The organism is Rhizobium sp. WCS2018Hpa-16 (assembly GCF_031843705.1).
Lineage (GTDB): Bacteria > Pseudomonadota > Alphaproteobacteria > Rhizobiales > Rhizobiaceae > Agrobacterium > Agrobacterium tumefaciens_C.
Window position 1 is genome coordinate 62,293 of the sequence record NZ_JAVTIX010000001.1, and the last position, 17,733, is coordinate 80,025.

The 17,733-nt window shown below is 57.4% G+C and carries 26 protein-coding genes; 1 reads left to right on the top strand and 25 read right to left on the bottom strand.

The genetic code is table 11. The annotated features are described in order from the left end of the window. Positions 1 to 66: 66 nt before the first annotated feature. The 16 genes from RQI55_RS00325 to RQI55_RS00400 all read right to left on the bottom strand — a co-directional run bounded on the left by RQI55_RS00325 (position 67) and on the right by RQI55_RS00400 (position 9,961). Entirely contained in the window at positions 67 to 1,314 is a 1,248-nt protein-coding gene (locus RQI55_RS00325; RefSeq protein WP_311272375.1) for a phage minor head protein, read from the bottom strand. Positions 1,315 to 1,317: 3 nt separating this feature from the next. Continuing rightward, positions 1,318 to 2,985, bottom strand: coding sequence for a DUF935 domain-containing protein (locus RQI55_RS00330; RefSeq protein ID WP_311272374.1), 1,668 nt, complete (start codon positions 2,983 to 2,985; stop codon positions 1,318 to 1,320). Then, a complete protein-coding gene (locus RQI55_RS00335; protein ID WP_311272373.1) occupies positions 2,979 to 4,622 on the bottom strand; it encodes a hypothetical protein in 1,644 nt (547 codons plus the stop codon). The genes RQI55_RS00330 and RQI55_RS00335 overlap by 7 nt, the downstream gene beginning before the upstream one ends. Continuing rightward, a complete protein-coding gene (locus RQI55_RS00340; RefSeq protein ID WP_311272372.1) occupies positions 4,619 to 5,212 on the bottom strand; it encodes a DUF3486 family protein in 594 nt (197 codons plus the stop codon). The genes RQI55_RS00335 and RQI55_RS00340 overlap by 4 nt, the downstream gene beginning before the upstream one ends. Then, complete coding sequence (locus RQI55_RS00345) at positions 5,209 to 5,523, bottom strand: hypothetical protein (RefSeq protein ID WP_311272371.1); 315 nt, start codon at positions 5,521 to 5,523, stop codon at positions 5,209 to 5,211. The genes RQI55_RS00340 and RQI55_RS00345 overlap by 4 nt, the downstream gene beginning before the upstream one ends. Beyond that, positions 5,516 to 5,875 (bottom strand): DUF2730 family protein, encoded by a 360-nt coding sequence (locus tag RQI55_RS00350; RefSeq protein ID WP_311272370.1) that lies wholly within the window; start codon positions 5,873 to 5,875, stop codon positions 5,516 to 5,518. Before RQI55_RS00350 ends, RQI55_RS00345 begins: the two co-directional genes overlap by 8 nt. Next, positions 5,872 to 6,096 (bottom strand): TraR/DksA C4-type zinc finger protein, encoded by a 225-nt coding sequence (locus tag RQI55_RS00355; RefSeq protein WP_311272369.1) that lies wholly within the window; start codon positions 6,094 to 6,096, stop codon positions 5,872 to 5,874. The genes RQI55_RS00350 and RQI55_RS00355 overlap by 4 nt, the downstream gene beginning before the upstream one ends. Continuing rightward, positions 6,093 to 6,347: a hypothetical protein gene (locus tag RQI55_RS00360; RefSeq protein ID WP_311272368.1), complete on the bottom strand. Its 255-nt coding sequence runs from the start codon at positions 6,345 to 6,347 to the stop codon at positions 6,093 to 6,095. Before RQI55_RS00360 ends, RQI55_RS00355 begins: the two co-directional genes overlap by 4 nt. Beyond that, on the bottom strand, positions 6,319 to 6,684 hold the full coding sequence (locus RQI55_RS00365; protein ID WP_311272367.1) for a hypothetical protein: 366 nt from the start codon (positions 6,682 to 6,684) through the stop codon (positions 6,319 to 6,321). The genes RQI55_RS00360 and RQI55_RS00365 overlap by 29 nt, the downstream gene beginning before the upstream one ends. After that, positions 6,681 to 6,902, bottom strand: coding sequence for a hypothetical protein (locus RQI55_RS00370; protein WP_311272366.1), 222 nt, complete (start codon positions 6,900 to 6,902; stop codon positions 6,681 to 6,683). Before RQI55_RS00370 ends, RQI55_RS00365 begins: the two co-directional genes overlap by 4 nt. A gap of 72 nt (positions 6,903 to 6,974) precedes the next feature. After that, entirely contained in the window at positions 6,975 to 7,727 is a 753-nt protein-coding gene (locus RQI55_RS00375; protein ID WP_311272365.1) for a TIGR02594 family protein, read from the bottom strand. A gap of 93 nt (positions 7,728 to 7,820) precedes the next feature. Next, positions 7,821 to 8,216: a helix-turn-helix domain-containing protein gene (locus RQI55_RS00380; RefSeq protein WP_311272364.1), complete on the bottom strand. Its 396-nt coding sequence runs from the start codon at positions 8,214 to 8,216 to the stop codon at positions 7,821 to 7,823. Positions 8,217 to 8,220: 4 nt separating this feature from the next. Then, positions 8,221 to 8,877, bottom strand: coding sequence for a regulatory protein GemA (locus tag RQI55_RS00385; protein WP_311272363.1), 657 nt, complete (start codon positions 8,875 to 8,877; stop codon positions 8,221 to 8,223). Continuing rightward, on the bottom strand, positions 8,874 to 9,080 hold the full coding sequence (locus RQI55_RS00390; RefSeq protein WP_311272362.1) for a hypothetical protein: 207 nt from the start codon (positions 9,078 to 9,080) through the stop codon (positions 8,874 to 8,876). Before RQI55_RS00390 ends, RQI55_RS00385 begins: the two co-directional genes overlap by 4 nt. A gap of 255 nt (positions 9,081 to 9,335) precedes the next feature. Beyond that, the gene (locus RQI55_RS00395) at positions 9,336 to 9,617 is read right to left on the bottom strand and encodes a host nuclease inhibitor protein (RefSeq protein WP_311272361.1); all 282 of its coding nucleotides are present in this window, start codon (positions 9,615 to 9,617) and stop codon (positions 9,336 to 9,338) included. Next, positions 9,617 to 9,961 (bottom strand): hypothetical protein, encoded by a 345-nt coding sequence (locus tag RQI55_RS00400; RefSeq protein WP_311272360.1) that lies wholly within the window; start codon positions 9,959 to 9,961, stop codon positions 9,617 to 9,619. The genes RQI55_RS00395 and RQI55_RS00400 overlap by 1 nt, the downstream gene beginning before the upstream one ends. Before the next feature lie 80 nt (positions 9,962 to 10,041). On the opposite strand from RQI55_RS00400, the gene RQI55_RS00405 reads away from it, so the two are divergent. Further along, a complete protein-coding gene (locus RQI55_RS00405; protein ID WP_311272359.1) occupies positions 10,042 to 10,785 on the top strand; it encodes a hypothetical protein in 744 nt (247 codons plus the stop codon). Positions 10,786 to 10,797: 12 nt separating this feature from the next. Here the strand turns inward: RQI55_RS00405 and RQI55_RS00410 are convergent, their stop codons facing one another. The 9 genes from RQI55_RS00410 to RQI55_RS00450 all read right to left on the bottom strand — a co-directional run bounded on the left by RQI55_RS00410 (position 10,798) and on the right by RQI55_RS00450 (position 17,731). Beyond that, positions 10,798 to 11,451, bottom strand: coding sequence for a DUF3164 family protein (locus RQI55_RS00410; protein WP_311272358.1), 654 nt, complete (start codon positions 11,449 to 11,451; stop codon positions 10,798 to 10,800). Between the two features lie 35 nt (positions 11,452 to 11,486). Beyond that, on the bottom strand, positions 11,487 to 11,849 hold the full coding sequence (locus RQI55_RS00415; RefSeq protein WP_311272357.1) for a hypothetical protein: 363 nt from the start codon (positions 11,847 to 11,849) through the stop codon (positions 11,487 to 11,489). Then, positions 11,839 to 12,159 carry a hypothetical protein gene (locus RQI55_RS00420; RefSeq protein WP_311272356.1) on the bottom strand — a complete coding sequence of 107 codons (321 nt, stop codon included), beginning with the start codon at positions 12,157 to 12,159 and terminating at the stop codon, positions 11,839 to 11,841. Before RQI55_RS00420 ends, RQI55_RS00415 begins: the two co-directional genes overlap by 11 nt. Beyond that, positions 12,156 to 13,184, bottom strand: coding sequence for an AAA family ATPase (locus RQI55_RS00425; protein ID WP_311272355.1), 1,029 nt, complete (start codon positions 13,182 to 13,184; stop codon positions 12,156 to 12,158). The genes RQI55_RS00420 and RQI55_RS00425 overlap by 4 nt, the downstream gene beginning before the upstream one ends. Positions 13,185 to 13,269: 85 nt before the next feature. Continuing rightward, on the bottom strand, positions 13,270 to 15,291 hold the full coding sequence (locus RQI55_RS00430) for a transposase domain-containing protein (protein ID WP_311272354.1): 2,022 nt from the start codon (positions 15,289 to 15,291) through the stop codon (positions 13,270 to 13,272). After that, on the bottom strand, positions 15,288 to 15,746 hold the full coding sequence (locus tag RQI55_RS00435) for a hypothetical protein (RefSeq protein ID WP_192064371.1): 459 nt from the start codon (positions 15,744 to 15,746) through the stop codon (positions 15,288 to 15,290). Before RQI55_RS00435 ends, RQI55_RS00430 begins: the two co-directional genes overlap by 4 nt. Next, positions 15,743 to 16,579 (bottom strand): ParB/RepB/Spo0J family partition protein, encoded by an 837-nt coding sequence (locus tag RQI55_RS00440; RefSeq protein WP_311272353.1) that lies wholly within the window; start codon positions 16,577 to 16,579, stop codon positions 15,743 to 15,745. Before RQI55_RS00440 ends, RQI55_RS00435 begins: the two co-directional genes overlap by 4 nt. Next, positions 16,572 to 16,943, bottom strand: a complete 372-nt coding sequence (locus RQI55_RS00445) for a hypothetical protein (RefSeq protein WP_192064369.1) — start codon at positions 16,941 to 16,943, stop codon at positions 16,572 to 16,574. Before RQI55_RS00445 ends, RQI55_RS00440 begins: the two co-directional genes overlap by 8 nt. A 116-nt stretch (positions 16,944 to 17,059) precedes the next feature. Beyond that, positions 17,060 to 17,731: a hypothetical protein gene (locus RQI55_RS00450; protein ID WP_311272352.1), complete on the bottom strand. Its 672-nt coding sequence runs from the start codon at positions 17,729 to 17,731 to the stop codon at positions 17,060 to 17,062. Positions 17,732 to 17,733: the final 2 nt, after the last annotated feature.

Genomic DNA, 17,733 nt, shown 5'->3' on the forward strand with positions numbered 1-17,733 from the left:
CCCGTTGTCCTCGATGACCAATGGAGGGGAGCCGGTTTACCGGGTGCGGTCCCTCCCTGCCACGCTTCAATCCTTAAACGGCCAATCCAGTTCCGCCCGCTTCAGTTGGCGACGAAGCTCGCCCTCATCCTTCTGGTGAAGCGAATTCACTCGAAGATATCCGTTCTGCGAAACCGAAACAAAGCTTCTCCAGAACTCTTTCCCAAAACGCCACAGAATCGTGCGCGTGTTCGCCTTACCGGCAATGTCTGCCAGGACGGCTCCGTTCTCAATCATCTCCGGCAAGACACTGAAATCCTCGACCGGCATCTTGTGCCGCTCGATGCGCTCGGCAATCGCCTCACTGGTGACTGATACAACGGGCGATGCGGCACCCAATTCGCTGGCAAGGGCCGGACTGTGACCGGCCGGGAGCCAGACCTTGCTCGGAAGACGCGGAGCGATTTTCAGATACGGATCGTCCCAAAGCTCCTTCAGGACACGAGTGGCGTCCACCTGGTCGGCCGCAGCAAGCTTCGCCTCGAAATTCTGAATGAGCGTCGATGTCCTCGACAGGCCGGGATTGGTTGCCCAGCCCGCATCGATGCCGGGTGGCACCTTCGATACTTCGCCAGTGCGACGGTTAGTGAAGGAGATGTCCGGTCCAAGCTCTGGCGGCTGGTCGGTGTACCAAACCGAGATATCGTTACCGTCCTCGTCAGTCCCAACGATGCGCTTGGTGCCGATCAGCGTTTTGGCTTCTCGGGCAGAGATCATCCTGATCTGGCATTTGCAGCCCCAACCATTCGGCGGCCAGTGCGTGGTCCAGAACGGATGATCAATCGGCAGGATGACGCCTACCCATACGAGATGCTCGCGGCGGGGATCAGAAGACGTGGTGCGCAGATACAGCGCATAAGGCAAGACCGCCTTCGAACGCTGCGCTCGTTCCCATTGCCCCGCCGATCGGGCGCTGTTCATATTTGACCAGAAGATATTCCGCAGCCGCCGATCGCTGGCGAAGTTCACCATCCGATCGGGATCGACGCCCGAGGGATCGGAAACCATGCGTGGCCCCCACCAGCCGAGTTTCGTCAGTTCCTTCTCGATCTCGGGTTTCCAGTTCTCGAAGCCACGGCCGCTCGCGAGCGAGGACGATATCGTCGAGCGAAACGCGTTCAGCACATCGAGCTCGACCGCCTTGGCAACAGTGAACTTGTAGGCATGCTCTTCGGCCCAGACCTCCAGCCACGAAAAAGCGGGGGCGTTGCTCTTGCCGTCGAAATAGTCAGTGACCGATGATGGCGGCGCAAAGCCGCGTTTGATGTCAGCCATCGATCAGTCCGCTATGTCGCCGACGCCACGGGCGATCGCAGTCAACCGGCCGAGGCGTTCAGCAAGCTTCGAAGTGTCTGGAAGCTGCGTTTGAAGCATCTTTAAAGCCTCCTCGAAGCTGCCTGCCGTCTCGATGATGGCGGCGATCGGCTGGACGATCGGATTGACCATCTCCTGCCAATCGTCCATCGCGCTGGCAAACAGGGTGTCGAGTTGGTCAAGCGCGTCCGGCTCTCCGGCCTCGGCAGCTGACAGCGCTTCGCAGGCACCACAATGGCAAGCGCGGCGATGATCGGAGACGATGGCAGACAGCGCTGCGACCTTGGATTTCGTGTCCTGGTCGTCGGCGATCTTCTTGGCATCGTTGGCTGCTTGTGTCTTGGGAGCCGGTTTTGGATCCGGCTTTGTTTCCGGCTCTGCAATGGTTGGCTTCGGTGCTGTCAGCAACTCATCGCCATTCTGTGGGTCCGACAAGCCCAGTTTCTCGCGAATTTCGTCCTGCTTCACTCTGAGGCCGAGCGGGATGAGAACGCCTAGCGCTGACGAGAGCGCTTCAACGTCTTCAGGGTCCGGTACCGGCAGTTGGAGAGATGGGTAGCGTTCCTGCGGGCCAAAGTTCAGATCAATGAATGGCTTGATAAGGTCGCGGTTGAAAGTGATCGCGAGCTGGCGGCAATCGGCGCGCAAAAGCTCCAGGCGCACCTCGTTGTGGATTTTCGCCTGGCCGAGTGAGGAGCCATCGTCTGATGTCATCGTCTGGCCGACGACCAGCTTGGAAATCTGCTTGTCGATGTATTCGAGAAGCCCGCCGAACACGGCAGCACCGTTTGCGCCGTTGACCTCATGAAACTCGATATCCATCCCGGCCGGGATGATCGCGGCAGCATCGTTTGCAATGGACGCAACCGCCTTCAGCAATGTCCGCTTGTCCGCGCTACTGGCGTTTGCATTGTATTTGCCGACGCGCAGAGGCATACCGTAGACTTCGGAGAATGCCGCCCAGTCCTGCAAACCGAATTGCTGGATGATGTAAGCCCACGCGGCAGGTCGCGCCATGCCGCGCCGCAGTGGCAAGCCGAGACGTGTTCGTGGGACGTGGCGAATGAACTTCGCCTCAGCAAGCGGCTCGCCTTCGATCGAGCCGTCAACGGCCAAGCGGAGCTCGCGCAGCGACAAGCGATCCATCTGGAAGAAGCGGGCGTCACGATCGACATATTGGACGGGGCGGAGCATCTTGCGCTCATACTCCCACATCATTTCACAAACGCCGTAGCCCTTGTTGATAGCGTCGGGCAGATGGCCGCGAGCTTCCATGAAACCATCGTCGTTGATCAGATCCTCGATCGCATCCACGATCTTCGTATCTGCCCCATTGTCCTCGATCGTAAGCGAGACGCTTTCGATAGCCAGGCGTCGCGTCTGAAGCTGGGAGGCGTAATGAAGATATCTCTCTTCCATTTCCTCGGCCAGGGTAAGGTAAGACCGGGCGTTGCCTTCAGCTGCATCGCGCAGAATGGTGCCAAGCCGCTCCGGGGTGAGGCCGGTCGCAACACGCTCCTCGTGCGTTCGGCGAACACCGGCGACGGTCGGTGTTGCCACTTCCTCTGAGAGCGTCTTGAGAATGATGGGTCCGCCATCCGGTCCGAGGATGGATGATGTGCGCTCTACCAATGCTGTCTCCCGTAAAAGCCTTCATCGTCGAAATCGTCATCAATGCCGGGTCCACCATTGTGACCCATCTGGCTGTAGAGATCGCGGATCGACATATATTCGTATTGGAACCATTGCTGGCGGCTGGCCCAGTGGGCGAGCGCAAGAGCGATGGCAAAGTCACCGTGGCGCTTCTTCGAACCTTCGCCGGTGCGAACGTCTGGCACCTTGGGAACGCCGTTGACCACGCGCACGATACGAACATCGGTCAGATGATCATCGTCGCGTATCAGCGCAATCATTCCCTCGTCTTCAAAAGCGGTCTTCAGCGGCGGCATGTTAAAGCGGTACCAGTCCTGCGAGAACTTGACCGGTGCAATGAGGCCGCCATCGTTGTCTTCGGTGCGGAAGCCGTAGATGCGGCCCATGTCTTCAGCAACCGTCCAACCCATCCCGGTGGCATCGAAAGCCGCACCGACAAGGCGTGGTGCCGCCTTCAGGATCATGCCGATAATCATCTTCTGTTCGTCACCGGGAACGTTGCGCATCTCGATCGTGAGCACTTCTTCGCGCTTCAGGAGATTGTCGATCGAGAGCAACGTACCAACGGATAAGTCGGCCACGCGCGCAAAGTCGAAACCGAATGCGTGACGGCGATCGCGCTTCAGAAAGGTCAGCACTTCCGTGACCTGTCGGATCGGCTCCGCCATCAGCATGTTGCGTTCAAGCCGTGACAGATGCAGGTAATTGGCGGGCAACTCGAAACGGATAATCGGATTGGACGCGGTCATGCGCGCCTCGATCAAAGGTGCGGGCAACCAGGCTCCGGTACCGGCTGTTGGAATGCAGAACAATTCCTCGTCCGCACCGTCACCATAGAAGGCGATGATTTCCTGTCGCCATGTGGCTTCGTCTTCCGGCGTCCACGTCTTGCCGTTGACAAGGCAGATGCGCTCATAAAGGCCTTCCTTTAGCGCCTGGTCGAAATCGATACGCATGTGGACGTATGGCTTGCGACCGGCCAGGATGTCCTGAATTTGCTTGTTGAACTCGTTTTCGGTTCCATTGTGCGTCGAGCAAACAACGACCTGTCCGCCCCACATAAGGAACGCCAGCGCCGCCTTCAGCAGTTCCGGCAAGCTGTCAACGAATGCGGCTTCGTCGATCATGACGACGCCCTGCTTACCACGAAGGGTACGAGGAGCCGAAGACAGGGCAAGGATTTCGAAGCCCGATGCAAACCGGATTCGGAATGCCTGGATCGACCGGTCGCCTGACTCGTCTTTGTCGTCGAACAGGAATTCATCAACTGCAAGGGCAGCGTTAGAAAACGCCCGCGCCCACATGGCACAAGCGTCAATGAATTCTCGTGTCATCTCCTGCGAATAGGAGATGTACATAACATCCATGCCGCCAGCTTCTTTTGAGCGACCAGCGCGCAGCGCGGCATATGATGCAAAGCCGAAGGTCAAGCCGATGCGTCGGCTCTTTTCGATAAACAGCACCTTGCAGCCAGAGCTTTCGAGCAGCTCCAGCGTTCGGGCCTGATAGGAGATCAGCGCTTTTGGCAGGCCGATCTGATTGACGAGGCCCGGCAAGACCTCTGTGGCGGTCCGCCGAGCCTCTGCCCACTGAACCTCAGTGATTGGCGCACTCATGTGGATTTTACCCCGAGGATTTCAGAGAGGATTTCCTGCGTTGTCTCGGCCGAAAGGCCCTTGACCTTGGCAACCTTGGCGACGGCTTCTTCAGCCTGCGTCTTAAACTCAGCCTCGACCTTCTGGCGGCGGTTGGTGGACACGCCCTGGGCACGGGTGGCTGAGAAAAGGGCATCGGCAAGAGCCTTGGCACCCTTCGGATCGAAACCGGCCTCGCCACCATTGGTCACCAGTTCGAAGACAAGCGTCTTGATGGCCTCGGATGCGATCAGGGTCAGATCGTCGGATGCTGCCGCGTCGAATTTGCTGGCAAGTGTAGTAGCAATCTCGCGGGTCTGGTTAAGCCGCTGCGTCAAGGTCGCAAGGCGGATCGAATAACGGTTGAATGCCGAAAACGAAGGAACGGTGAATTCCAACTCGCCACGATGCTCCTGATGAAGTAGCTCCAGCTTGCCGACGAATTCTTCGTAAATATCGGTCTGGGTGCGCTCTCTGTTCTGGAGCTCAGACGCTGCCCAGGCGACCGCATCCGCACAAGCTTCGGGCAGCAATTCAATACCGGAAAGTCGGCCGCGCCCCTTCATGCTCATTCGCCCGGCTCGGATGGGCGCAGGACACCTTCAATCGCGACTTCACGCCTCAAATGGCGGCGGCCCCGCTTATTCAGCGTGGCGATCATGACGGTACCGGCTTTGGTGATCGTCACCGCGTCGCGCTCTGCCAAATACTCCATTTGTTCGTGAACCCACAGCCGCGTTTCGCTGATCGCGAAAGTAGGCATGATTTCTTCAATCATGCTGCTGTCGAGAGTGCCATTCAGCTGTTCGGCAAGTGCTTTCAATATGATCAGCCGGGCGCGTTCGCGGCGCATACGTAACCAGTCAACACCGATGTTAGACATTGGTCTGCTTAGCCCTTTCCAGTAATAGCTCGTTCATCGCTTCGCCGTTTGCCTTGATCGGCTTCAGCGTTTCATTGAGGGTGTCGAGACGCCCGTTGACCTTCTCAAGGGCAAGCTCCAAACGGTGCTGGCTCTCCCGATCGGGGAGGTGCTTCATGTCGCTCTCGATCGCCTGGATGCGACGGTCATGCTCTATGAGCTTGCGTTCGTGCGAATCGCCTTCCGCCTTCACCGCTGCGACTTCTTTGGTGAGTTCTTTTTCACCAGAGTTCATCCAGACTTTGACATGGCCGAAGATGGCGATGACACCCAGTGCAAGGCTAACGTAGACGGTAATTTCCGCAGTTGTCATTTGTGCCATTTCTCCAGTTCATAGGACTCTTGGCACTCAATGCAGCGCCGGGCGAAAGGTGCCGCAGCACGTCGTTCATCGGAAATTTTGGATGGACAGTCCTGGCATATGGTTGCGCCCTGGGCTGACACTGCAGCAGACGCAGCAGCTATTTTTGTTTCGCGTTCCTGCTCGGCGCGTTCCGCTGCAAGGTCCAAAGCAGCATTGCCGCCGAAATTCATGGTGTCGTCTCCTGTGCCGGTATGGTGTCCATCGCGGCAACCGCAGCGGCACGCCGGGCATCGCAGGTAAGAATGGCGGCACGATCCGCGCCCCAGCTGGTTGTCACTTCCTGGGCAGAAAGGGTGCGGTCGGGCAGAGGTGTGACGGGACAGGGAATGCGCGAGGATGGCGGCACATCTGACTTCACATATTTGACGACGACTGGCGGAGCCGGTTTGTCGTCAGTGTGGGAGCAGGCGGACGCGATCACGGCCAAGGCCGCAAGCGTCACCATTCGGCAGGGCCGCATTCTCTTTCTCCAGTTTAGCTTGCTGTTGGGTGACGGCGGCCAGTCGGTCCGTCGCCTCTTTTTCAATCCGAAGGACTTCGCGGACTTGGTTCGCGTCGGCCGCAGCGGCCAGCCCGTTTGCCTTCTCAATCCGGCCGGTCCAGTAGGCGTCGCGTTCAGCTGCTGTTTCTTTCCTGCCGATTTCAACCATGGAGTTCACAGTTGAAAGCGTAAGCCAGCCGAGGAAGGCAGCGGCGGCCAGCATGGCAGCAACAATGATCAGGGGCGTGATCGCCTTCGAAGCCCAAGCCGCGATCATCGTTGCGCCTCCGGGAATGGAGGATCATCCTGAGCGTTGTAGGGTGAGGTCGAAGACGGAACGGTTTCGGCGATGGCTGTGGCTTCAAAGTCCTTGCTGCCATAGTGGCGGTGCAGGCCAAGCATGGCGGCAATCATTGCTGCCATGGCAGGAACGGCAATCGCGCCGAATGAGACCGCCTGTTCAGAGCCGTAGATTGCACCTGCGGTGAGGGACAAAATGACGATCCACGCCATCAATGAAGATGCGAACAAGTGTGCTTTGGTGGTGCTGTAAGAAGGCTTCAAGGATCAGGCCTCACTTTTCGAGGCAGATGCACCGGTAGCCGCGAGCTGCACCGCGCCGCCGATCGGAGCTTCGCCAGTTTTGGGCCAGCGGATGCCGCCAGAAACAAGGCGCTTTTTCTCGACGCGCTTGATGTTGACGGCATTGTCCTGGTTGCCACCCAGAACATGATAGTGTGTGCGATCCTCACCGACGTAAAAGCCCACATGCCCGCCACCTGTCCGCTCGAAAACAAGGATTGCGCCGCGTGCTATGCGGCCCTCGACGCCGAACTTCTTCCAGTTCAGTGCGCCAAGCGGATTTGCGAGCAAGGGCTCTTCGGGGAGTGTGGTTGCGATGACGTTACCAACGAACAAGCCGCACCAGGGCGTGTCGTCGCTGGTGTACCAAGACGCGATCCAGCCACCAAGCTTCTTCGCCCAGGACATAATGGTCGCGTTGGATTTTGCACCGGGAATTTCGGTAATGCCGATGTAGCGGCGCGCGTCGCGCATCCAGATCGGTTCGATGTTCTTTGGTGGTACTGTCGCAATGACATGGTCGGGCCGCGTCCCATCAGCGCGGGGTTTCGGTACCAGTCTGAGCCGTGTGACGGTATCATCGTCGGCGCGGCCGGTGACCTTGAGACCTTCTGCGGATTGGAAACGCTTCAGCGCCTCGATGTAGTAGCGGCCTTCGGTACCGTCATAGGCACCGCCATAGGCTCCGGCGTCGCGTAGCTTTGCGATCGCCCATTCCCCAAATGTCGGATTGCTCATTCATTGCCCCAGCGTGAACCGGAAAACGTTCCGGTGGTCTGAGGCAACTATGGATGTTCGTTCGGGAAGAGATGGGCTGACAGTTGTCAGCACTTAAAACAAGCGGCCCTGCTCGTCGTCACTTTCGGACTTCATGCGCCAAACGGTGCGCTCATGCAAGCCCGCTAGCCTAGCAGCTTCGCGGACGCTCTTTCCATCGTCAAGAGCCTGAAGTGCTTTTCGGCGGGCGTTTTTTAGAAGAGATGCAGGACCAAGAGGCATTATTTCGCTGTGTATACCTTTCAAACGGCCATCCGGGTCAAGAGTTGCAAGGCCTTTGCAAATTAGGTTTGCAGTCTCGAAACCGACCAATTCTGTGAGCCAATGATTATCCTCGGCCCGAGGTGGGATTGAAACGCGAGTGCCACCGTGGCTTTGCGCGATTTGCAAAGCCACGGTGGCACCGGCGATTTCTGCAATATCACCCAACAGACCGGGCAGGCTCGTCATAAGTCTAGTCTTTCGTGTTCTGCGCCTTCTCGCGGCGAATACGGGTGCCAAAGTAGTTCATCACGTTGATCCACTCTGCGTCGCTGAAGTCCCTGTGCGTCACGTCTTCATTGACGATGTCAGTGACGACTGCCCAGAAGTCCCTTGCCGCTTTTGGTGAAAGTATAGCCCACTGTGCGCGAGCGATCCGGTAACCGTGACTTTTCTCATAATCTGGGCGTTGGCTGGCATCTTTCCAAATGACACCAAAGCGAGCCAGCATGCCCTTCAGCGCTTCGATGACGCTGGCAGCATCTTCAGGCTTGTGGACGAACCGCATGTCCGAGATGGCGGGCAACTGGCGGCCCATGGCAAACGCTTCAAGCGCACTGTCGCGGCGATCGTCGATAATGCCGAGATTGTAGCAGGCGATCCACAGCGCCCTCATCTTAGGAAGGTATTTGCCGGAAAGCTTGTGCTTGCCGTCGCGGCCGTCCTGGCGGAGCGGAGTAACCTTCGGCTGGTTGCCGCGAAAGCTCACAAGGACCTTCTGCCGCTCGGCCTCTGTCATTTCCGTCGTGGATGCTTTGCCGGTCAGGATCATTAGCTTGGCGCGATAGGTGTCGTCGTCCAGGCCAGCCTTCTTCTGTTCGATCTTGATGGCTGCAATCGTCTTGCTCATAGCGAAAGCCTCTCTGCGATGTTTAGGGCCATGTCGGTCAGGCAGAAATCGATCTTGCTGGCTGAAGGCTGCGCGCCGTCATGATCGCCGGTGATCAGGCGGGCAAAAACCTTGCCGCCTTCGTTAAAGATGAAATGCTCTTCACGCTGATATTCTTCGATCAGGGCCGCCAGAATGTGGTTGGCGTCATACGTCCTCGACATCGTGAACCTCGCTCATTTCTGTGGTTGGATTGGTGGATTTGAAAACCGGTACGAAAAACCGGACGTAGATAAACCGAACCGTCCAGCCTTTGGCCTGAGCATCAGCCCAGACCCTCTCTCGTGTCTTTCTAACGCGATACTTGGCAGCGATCGCGTCGGCGCTGGACTGACGCAGAGTGCCCGGCTGAAGTATTCCTGCGGGACTGCAAAGCACCCACCCGCGCGTGTACGCGGATGGGATGGGGCGTTGCTTGCTCATAACAGCTTCCGTCCCTTCGTCCGGCGATGCGGACCTTGCGCAAGACGCTTCCGAAGCATGACCTCGAAACCCTTCACCGCCTCGATCGCCTGCAAGTCGCTGTCGGCTTCAGGCAGGCCGGGAACCAGAAGTGTCTTGCCGTCATATGCGTGGCGCGCACAGACAGACAGGATGCGAAGAAGACGGCGACCGTGGCCGGTCACGATCTTCATCGAGCCTTTGGGAATGCGACGGGAAACGAAGGCCTCGCCCGATCGGTAACAAACAATATGGGCCATCAGCTTTTCCCATCATCGAGAATGGCCGCCACCATGTCTTCATCCACCGCAATTTCGATTATCGTCTGAATGAGGGTGTCGACCGACATGTCCCGCCGCGCCGCATACGGCCTCAGACGGCGATAGGCTTCGTTGCTCACCTGAACGGCGCGATGACCTTCGATCCCGAAACTTTCAGCTCTGCGGGTTTCTTTACGGGTGTTGGAAACCTCCAACGCCGACACTGCTGACGAGGTTATCGAGAGCCTTTCGGCAATGTTGGAGATCGAAAGGCCTTTGCCCCGCATGTCGATAACGGCTGCGGTGCGCGACGGATAGCCAAGGATAGGTTTTCTCGCTCCCATCAGGCACCAACCCTTCGGCCGCTTCCAGACTCGCTAGAAAAGTGAGAGAGGTTGTAATGGCGATGAGATCGGGGAACACGATGACCAAAATCCACAAAAAAAGAGTGCTGACTTTGCTCGCCATCGTCTTGGCTGCAGCTGCTCTTCTTCCCGTTCTGTTTGGTGCCACTCCAGAAATCTCCGTCCGCAAGGGCGAGGATAATTGGAGGAATTTCGTTTACGACTTCCAGACGTTGATCACGGGTGTATTGGCGATCGGGGCGGCATTTTTCACAATTAGGTCCGGTCAGGAAATTGATGAGCGCCAGCAAATAAGACACGACCAAACTCTGGAGCTGCAGAGCCGTCCGGATAAGCTCAAGATTGCTCGCGCGAAAACTCTTTTCCAATCTGTTGCAGGACACCGAGTTGTCATTAAAGACGGGACTCTTCCCGACACACAAAGTCCAGGCGACCTCGACCAAAACAGTGTGATGCGGGTTGGAGTTTTGAGATGGTCCAGCATTAGCTTGATGTCCGCCCTTACTAGTGATCATTTCAAAGCTATCGAAAACCTTTTCGACGGGCACCTTCAGACACAGTATGGCTCTCTCAAAGAGCGGCTTAGCAAATATTCTGAAAACGTGCTGATTTTGGCCGCCAAAAACGGGGATGTTTTCACTTTTGATGTCCTTCCTGGCGTTAAGGAAAACTACGTCATGAGCGATAGAAATCGTGAAATGGTTCGGGAGGACCTTGTCCGTAGACATCCGGCGGTGCGCGCTCATCTTGAAGCCTTTGAACAGGGGTTCGATAAGTTGGCGAAATTGTATAAGGTTGATTGACAGGAACATTTCCTAGGCCCTCGCCAAATCAATCGTGATGGCCCGCCATCCGTCTGTCACAGCGTCCCTTTTATAAAAACGCACATATTCCTTGCTGCCGGTAATGCGCATCGCCTCGCGGATCGCCCGCATCGCTTCCTGCCAACGTGGGTCCTGAATATCGAGGCGCAAGAGCATGAAAATTTCCGAGCGGTTTACGGTGCCTTCTTTCTCGGTGTTGAAGGCCTTCGTTATGACAGCGCGGATTTCCGGGCGGCTGTCGGCTGACCATTCGTTCAGGCAATCGTCGAGCAGCTTCTTGGCGATCTGGAGCTGCGGCCCGAAGTCGATGAAATCAGACACAGCGACCTGCACCTTTAGCAGGCCATCGAACGTCTGATAGGTGCGATTGCCCTTCTGACCACCCTTTTTGGCGTGGTATTCCTGTTCTAGGAGCGCATCAAATTCGCCCAGGTCAGTCATGGTGTGACCGCGAAACCGGCTGATCTGAGCGTTAAGCTCGTCGGCAAATGCCATGATCTTGCGCACGGTTTCGTCTTCCAGCTTGTCGGCTGGCTTCACCAGTTCGAGTGGTACGAGGGAACCCTTGGCATCGAGCATGTAATCCTTGCCGTTAACAGGGACGATACCGGGCTTGTTCGTTTCTTCGATAATTACGGACTGCATTTTCATAACCTCAGAATTTTATGTGAAGGGGAGAGTTAAGCAGCGTCGCCGCCAGGCGGCACGGATGGACCGTGCGCCTGTCTCGGCTTGGGACGGAACTGGACGATCTTGCCGTCGTCGTGCCGATCGTCCCGCAACAGCTCAAGGACTTTGGCTGTGGTAGCGGTCATGTTTGCGATGAGCTGCTCGCGATCTGCAAAGCTGCGACGGTTCCACTCGGTGAGCGACACGTGGCTTTCGAGATTACGTGCGTGGTCGGCCAGCTTGCCCATGTTGGCGACCAGTGCCTTCGATCGCGCGCGGTCGAGGCGAATGCAGCCTTCATCGACCAGGACGGAGTTCAACTTGCGCTGCAAATCCGAAATCAGATCGGACAGATACAATGGCTTATTGGTCATCTTTCTTTCCTCCAAAATCATAACGGATCACATTGCTGTCGGCAGCATCGAGCATGCCTGCCAGTTCGCCGGTGGCCAGTTGTTCGGCGGTGTCGGCAACCAGCTTTCCTGCTTCACTGTCGCGAAGGATGGACACCTCAAGTTCAAGGTGTCCGGCCTGCTGTGTGAGAACCTTGAGCGTCTTCAAAACTGTCCTGGCTGAAACGGCGTCGAGGATGAGCGTTTCGTCAGGCTTTAGGGTTTCGGCCCGCTTGAACACATTGGTGAGTTTCTCAAGATGGACCTTAAGGGGGGAATTTTCCGAGTTCATCGGACATCCTCCATGTTGCGGGACTTCCACGCAGCCTGAAGGTGGGCGACCGTCACGTTCTCTTCGCCGTCGATCAAAGCCGTCATGCTGGCCGCTTTCATGGTGCGGTCGATCAGACGCAAATGACCGGGCTTGCTGGCAAGTCCTAGAAGGAACCGCTCGCAATCGGGATCACTGACGCCCCAGGCCGAAATGAGAAGCTTAGCATCACCGACGGGATCGCGTTCACGGCGCAGCAGCTTGTCGAAGCGAGAGAGCACCTGTGCACGGCTGGCGACAGATCGGCCCTGATCCTTGACGAAAGCCGTCGCAGTCTCTTCGTTGCCGATCAGGGCAACGCCGCAACCGTACATGTCGACGAAGTGGCGCAACTGGTTGATGGCGTCCGGTACCGCGTTCTGGGCTTCGTCGATGATGAGGATCGTACCTTCACCAACGCGCTGGAGCTTGGAGCCAATGGCACGGACGAACCGGGCGGGATTGTGCTCCTGGACGTCAAGCGCCGTGCACAACTCGACCAGCATGCCGTGGACAGTCTTTGTGTTTGGGCTCAGCGTCGCCATGAAAGAATGAGGTCGGGTTGCGCAGAAGTATTTTGCCGCAGCCGACTTACCCGAGCCAGAGGCAAGCGTAATCGCCGTGAAGCCTGCTGTGACCTGCGTAAACAGCAAGGTGTTGTACACATCCATGCCTACTGCTGTGCGCTGAAAGGGTGGAGACACAGGCACAGATGACGCGATGTTCTGGCTTTCCTCAATCGCATTCAGCCAGTTGGCAACCTGCTGATTGACGTTCGCCAGAACGCCGGAATACTTGCCGCCGAACCATGGCGACATGGTGCCTTCAGGCACACCGGAACGGCGAGACACTTCGGCCTTGCTCCACGCGCTGGCCATGGCGATTTCGACCACGCGGGCCGTCAGTTTGCGCCACACATCAACTTCGGCGGGCGGGTGCTTGGCAAGAAACTCTGGCGTGGGATTTGACTGGTCCCAGACCGTGTTTGTGCTGGTTGGCTTTTTCATCTAAGGTTCCTTTTGTTCAAGTATTGGGCGGGCTCTTTGGCTCGCTCTTTTTTTTCGCCCTGTTTTTGGACTGGAACCGTACGCACTACTTTTCGGCTCTGTTTTTACGGGCTGGTCTTTTGCCAGCCTCGGTGTTCCCTGTGGGGAATTGGAGGATCGCGCTCTCGCCACCCGGAAGCCGGGAAAGGGCACGCGCAAAACTGTTTTCGAACTGATCTTCGCTGATGGCCTCGACTGAAACCGCACGGGCAAGATTGCCGGTGACCAGACGTGTGACTACCGGGCGAACCGGTTGGCTTGTTGGCTGGCGCGAAGCGGCCTTGCGGCCCTTGTCCATGATCTCGCCAAGCTGCATCGGTGACAGCGCTGCATTGCTCTTGGCGACCGCTGCCAGATTCTTCTGGTGTGTCTTGCGGGCCTTCTCATGGGTGCGGGCAGCGTCTGTGTCGTTAAAGCCGGTCATGCCCAGGCATTCGGCTTCACACAGGAACCGGCCCTGTGGATCGTAGACCATGATCGGCTTGTGCAGATCGGCGGGATCAAAGCGCACTGTGAGCTTCTTGCCGATCCACTGATTGAGGGCCGCATTCCAGTAGCGGTTGCCGTGCATGTGGATTGCGCCGTCCGGCTTGCGGGCCGTGATGGCGACGGCAGAGAGCATCCAAAGCGACCGCTGCGACGAACTGGCGTAGCGAACAATCGTCGAAGGATCGGCAAGGCTCGCGTCGAACGTCTGGGCGAAGCTGCGACCTTTTGCCGTTTCTGTCTTGCGGCCGAGCCGGGCGTTATGTTCGTCGATGCAAGAAGCGACGTGCCGCTGCAGGACATCGAGCGGCACGGCGCTGTTGCCGTAGTTTTCCGGCTTCGCGTCTGGCTTGTTGCCGGTGTAGCAACCGGACATCGAAGGATGCTTGGCGATCTCTTCCGCCAGATCGCGCCATGCGCGTTCGATCGGCTTTGACTGACCGGAGTAGGGCTTCACGAAATGTGGCTCGATGTCGAGCGTCTTCAGAAGGCCAGCAACTTCGTCTTCAGTGATCTTGAAGCGGTTACGGCTCTTTGCGCCACCGGAAATCATCTTCCCGGCAAAGGCGCGGCCGTTGTCCATGTAAATGTGATAGGGGATTGCGTTGTCGTGGTTCTCGATCATCGCGCCGATGCAGCTGCGCACGGCTTCCCACGTTTCCGACTCGGAAATCGTCCAGGACAGCACCTTGCGTGAATACACATCCTGAATGCCGATGAGGGTCACGCGAACCGGCGTTGCCGACCACGGAACGCGCACAAAAAGATCGAGCTTGTGACCATCGGTGTTGACGATCTGCATGGCATGTAAGCCAGCGACCGAGCGCTGCTGTGCCGGGAAAAGCTGCTTTGCCTTGTCCTTGCCGTCGCGGGCCATGACCTGGGCGGCCCTTGGCACTTCGACCTCAAGGCGACGACGGAGGGAGCGTTCGGAAGGGATTGGCTCTAGTTTTTGCTCATGGGCGACCATCATCATGCGGCGGAAGCACGAGCTGAAGGACGGACGCTCCGGGCGCAGGTAATCGGATTTCAGAATGTCCCAGGCGTGCGGGTGGCAAGGCGTAGTTTCTGCGACTTCACCGGTGCCGCTGAAAGCGAATGATGGTGCCAAAGCCGCAAGCCAATCCTGACGCGACTGGCCCTCGACGCATTCCATCCAATTATAGATGGTTCTCGCGGAGATATCTGCTTTGCGGGCGCAGTGATCGATGGCCTTTACAGCTGGTAGGCCTGCCGCTTTCAGATCCTCGACTTCGACGAGAACGTCCAGGCGGGCTTTGCAGGTCGCTTTATGAACGTCCGAGAGCGCCTCAAACCGCTGCCAAAGTAGCTTTGAGGATTTTGAACGGCGGGTATCGACAGGCACTTCCGTATTGAGAAACACGAGCTTTGCCTGGGCGACCTTCGGTAAAAACGAATAATGGTACTCATACCCGCCACCAAGGCCGACACGCTGGCGAGTTTTCGTCGTCGAGCGGACGCCCGACTGTGCGATGAAATACTCAATACCTTTGCGCGACTTTGCGAGGCCGGGGAGGTTGGCGTCTGCCAGCTCAGCGGATGTGAACCATTCTTTTTTCATTTGCGGCCCCGACGAATGTGAACCGGTGTCGCCTGAAGCAGCTTCAGTTCTTCGGCGAGCTTGCGTTGCTCTTGGCGAACACGGGCGATCTCTGCGAGGCGGGCTTCGTCGCCTTCGAGCAGCAACAGGCCATCGTCCGCCACAACGATGTCCCAAAGCCAGTTGGCATCGGTAGCGCGCACGAAGGCCTTAAACCTCGGCATGCTGATATCGTGGGTTGTCTTGCTCTCGGCGGTATAGGCATCCAGTGCCGCCTTCGACACCTTCTCCAAGCCGAGGAAATAGGCCATCTTTGCTGCAATGGTTTCGCGGTCGTGCTTGCACTCGCGGATAGCGCGGGCCATTTCGCGCTTCAGGGTGGACCGGAAGCGCTCGATGTCGAGCTTCTCCGATGCGATGCGGGTTGGAAATACCGCCTCCCTGAAGAAGTCCATTTGTTTGGGGTCGCGTTTCATGCTGCCTCCTCGCGGATCGCAGCCATAAGCGCATCGGGCGTGCCTGACATGCCGATATGCTCAAGGAAGCTGTCGCGTGTTTCCTCGCTGGCCTCGTCCCAGGCTGCGATAAGTTTGGTGAGAATGGATGATTGCGACGGTGCCGTTACCAAAGCCGGGGGCTTAGTGAATGACAGCGCCATTTTGACATCTGGGTGGGCTCTGAGCGCTCCGGCTACCTTGATCTGCTCATCACGGCTCAGCTTCGCCAGCTTCAAGAGCTGTGACTGATCGTTCTCGGCGGTGGTGCCACGCACAGCCAGACGCAATACCGGATCAATGTTCCGGCCGATGCTGAGAGCCCGCTTATAGGTATCGTGCCCTATACCAAGCCGCTCTTGAACTTGCTCTGAAAGCGCTCTGCCTTTGGAAAACAGCAAAGGTGCATCGTGCGCCTTTGCACTGTGGTCACCGCCGCGAGTGATTTTACCGTGTTTCTCTTCCCACAATTCGCGGTACTTCATGACAAAGATGGCGCGATCGAGCGGGTTGAGCTCGTTGCGATAAAGGTTTTCGGAGATTTCGAGCAACTGCGCCTCAACACCATCAGCCTTGACGATGATGGCGTCGATCTCGGTCCAACCGAGCAGATTGGCGGCGGTGGTGCGGTAGCCACCGGCGACCAGTGTGTAAGGTGTGCCCTTCTTGGCTGGAGTGCGTCGGATCATGATCGGGCTGATCTGCCCGTGCTCCGACATCGAGGCGGCAATTGCCTCAGCATAATCCAAGTCTATCGGGCGCAAGCGCTCGCCAACGTGAATTTCAGAAATAGTGGCGCGAACGAACTCAGCCATAGGACGCGTCCTGTCCTACAGCTTGGTGCAACGCGGTCGTGAAGTTGTCTTTTGCACGGGCAGAAATGCGCTCATACGCCCGGTCGAACAACGCTTCAAACCGACGCTGTTCAACGGTGCGAACCGCCTGCATAACGGTCCAGCGAGCGACACCAAGCACAGACACAAGACGACGGCGCGGCACGTCGAAATCGATATGCAGGACGTAGATTGCCATCTGTCTGGCAAGCTTCGCATCGAACATATCGACAGGCGGATTGATGATGTGGCGCAGGGGCAGGTGATTGAAGTGAGAGCGGCTAGCGGTATAGCAAGCCGAAATCATGGCCTGTAGGCGTTCTTCTTCGGAATACGGATTGATCATGAAAATCTCTGCAAGCTGCTAAGGGCAAAGTTCGATGCCGGGGTGGTGGGACAGGGGGAGTTGGCCGCCCCGGCATCTGGCATCGCTCCCTGGGGGAACGGTGCGATGATCTGAAATCAGCGAGGCTGCGGGGGAGGACGCTTGACCAGTTCTCGGCAAAGTTCCTGCTGCATATCCATGGTCAGGAGATCGAGCAGCTTATCCTGCTGTTCATCTGTGCCGCGCTGAAGGAAGGATAGAGCGCTGTCGAGAGCGTTGGACGTAGCGTCGGCAAAAAGACCTTCGCCGTCTGCCTGCAGCAGCTCGCGCAATGCCTCAGCAACGATCGTGTCTTCGATCGAAACCGATAATGGGCTGTGACCGGCAGCAATTTTTGCCTCAAACAGATGGTGAGCAGCTTCTACGATGCCTCGGGCCTGTTTCAGGCTATCATAATCGGCAGCCTGGCGGGCAGCATGGCAAGCGATCAAAAGCGGCTGCTTTACAATCTCGCGCTCGATGACGGTTTTGATCGTTGGATGGTATGGCGTGATTGCGACTATCGCCTCAGACGGATGAGGTCGCTCGATTAGGCCGTTCTTGACCCGCGCATACCAGTCCTCGAATTCGGGCCAGGTAGGACCCACGATCCCTCTGCCGCGCAAAGTACTGTTGAAGAACGTATAGGCTTCTTTGAGTGTCCAGGACCGCTCAACGATGTGGTCAAAAACGGAGATTACAGCTTCTTTGCCGCGAGAAGGAACGCGATCAAAGAACGGAATAGCTGTGTGGTTGAGAACTGCATTCATTG

Coding starts and splice junctions, on each gene's coding strand:
- RQI55_RS00450 (WP_311272352.1), bottom strand. CDS start 17,731: ATGAATGCAGTTCTCAACCACACAGCTATTCCGTTCTTTGATCGCGTT.
- RQI55_RS00345 (WP_311272371.1), bottom strand. CDS start 5,523: ATGTCTAACATCGGTGTTGACTGGTTACGTATGCGCCGCGAACGCGCC.
- RQI55_RS00400 (WP_311272360.1), bottom strand. CDS start 9,961: ATGGGAGCGAGAAAACCTATCCTTGGCTATCCGTCGCGCACCGCAGCC.
- RQI55_RS00385 (WP_311272363.1), bottom strand. CDS start 8,877: ATGAGCAAGACGATTGCAGCCATCAAGATCGAACAGAAGAAGGCTGGC.
- RQI55_RS00325 (WP_311272375.1), bottom strand. CDS start 1,314: ATGGCTGACATCAAACGCGGCTTTGCGCCGCCATCATCGGTCACTGAC.
- RQI55_RS00375 (WP_311272365.1), bottom strand. CDS start 7,727: ATGAGCAATCCGACATTTGGGGAATGGGCGATCGCAAAGCTACGCGAC.
- RQI55_RS00425 (WP_311272355.1), bottom strand. CDS start 13,184: ATGAAAAAGCCAACCAGCACAAACACGGTCTGGGACCAGTCAAATCCC.
- RQI55_RS00415 (WP_311272357.1), bottom strand. CDS start 11,849: ATGACCAATAAGCCATTGTATCTGTCCGATCTGATTTCGGATTTGCAG.
- RQI55_RS00365 (WP_311272367.1), bottom strand. CDS start 6,684: ATGATCGCGGCTTGGGCTTCGAAGGCGATCACGCCCCTGATCATTGTT.
- RQI55_RS00435 (WP_192064371.1), bottom strand. CDS start 15,746: ATGAAACGCGACCCCAAACAAATGGACTTCTTCAGGGAGGCGGTATTT.
- RQI55_RS00355 (WP_311272369.1), bottom strand. CDS start 6,096: ATGAATTTCGGCGGCAATGCTGCTTTGGACCTTGCAGCGGAACGCGCC.
- RQI55_RS00445 (WP_192064369.1), bottom strand. CDS start 16,943: ATGATCAATCCGTATTCCGAAGAAGAACGCCTACAGGCCATGATTTCG.
- RQI55_RS00350 (WP_311272370.1), bottom strand. CDS start 5,875: ATGACAACTGCGGAAATTACCGTCTACGTTAGCCTTGCACTGGGTGTC.
- RQI55_RS00335 (WP_311272373.1), bottom strand. CDS start 4,622: ATGAGTGCGCCAATCACTGAGGTTCAGTGGGCAGAGGCTCGGCGGACC.
- RQI55_RS00395 (WP_311272361.1), bottom strand. CDS start 9,617: ATGGCCCATATTGTTTGTTACCGATCGGGCGAGGCCTTCGTTTCCCGT.
- RQI55_RS00380 (WP_311272364.1), bottom strand. CDS start 8,216: ATGACGAGCCTGCCCGGTCTGTTGGGTGATATTGCAGAAATCGCCGGT.
- RQI55_RS00420 (WP_311272356.1), bottom strand. CDS start 12,159: ATGAACTCGGAAAATTCCCCCCTTAAGGTCCATCTTGAGAAACTCACC.
- RQI55_RS00430 (WP_311272354.1), bottom strand. CDS start 15,291: ATGAAAAAAGAATGGTTCACATCCGCTGAGCTGGCAGACGCCAACCTC.
- RQI55_RS00390 (WP_311272362.1), bottom strand. CDS start 9,080: ATGTCGAGGACGTATGACGCCAACCACATTCTGGCGGCCCTGATCGAA.
- RQI55_RS00410 (WP_311272358.1), bottom strand. CDS start 11,451: ATGCAGTCCGTAATTATCGAAGAAACGAACAAGCCCGGTATCGTCCCT.
- RQI55_RS00405 (WP_311272359.1), top strand. CDS start 10,042: ATGACCAAAATCCACAAAAAAAGAGTGCTGACTTTGCTCGCCATCGTC.
- RQI55_RS00340 (WP_311272372.1), bottom strand. CDS start 5,212: ATGAGCATGAAGGGGCGCGGCCGACTTTCCGGTATTGAATTGCTGCCC.
- RQI55_RS00440 (WP_311272353.1), bottom strand. CDS start 16,579: ATGGCTGAGTTCGTTCGCGCCACTATTTCTGAAATTCACGTTGGCGAG.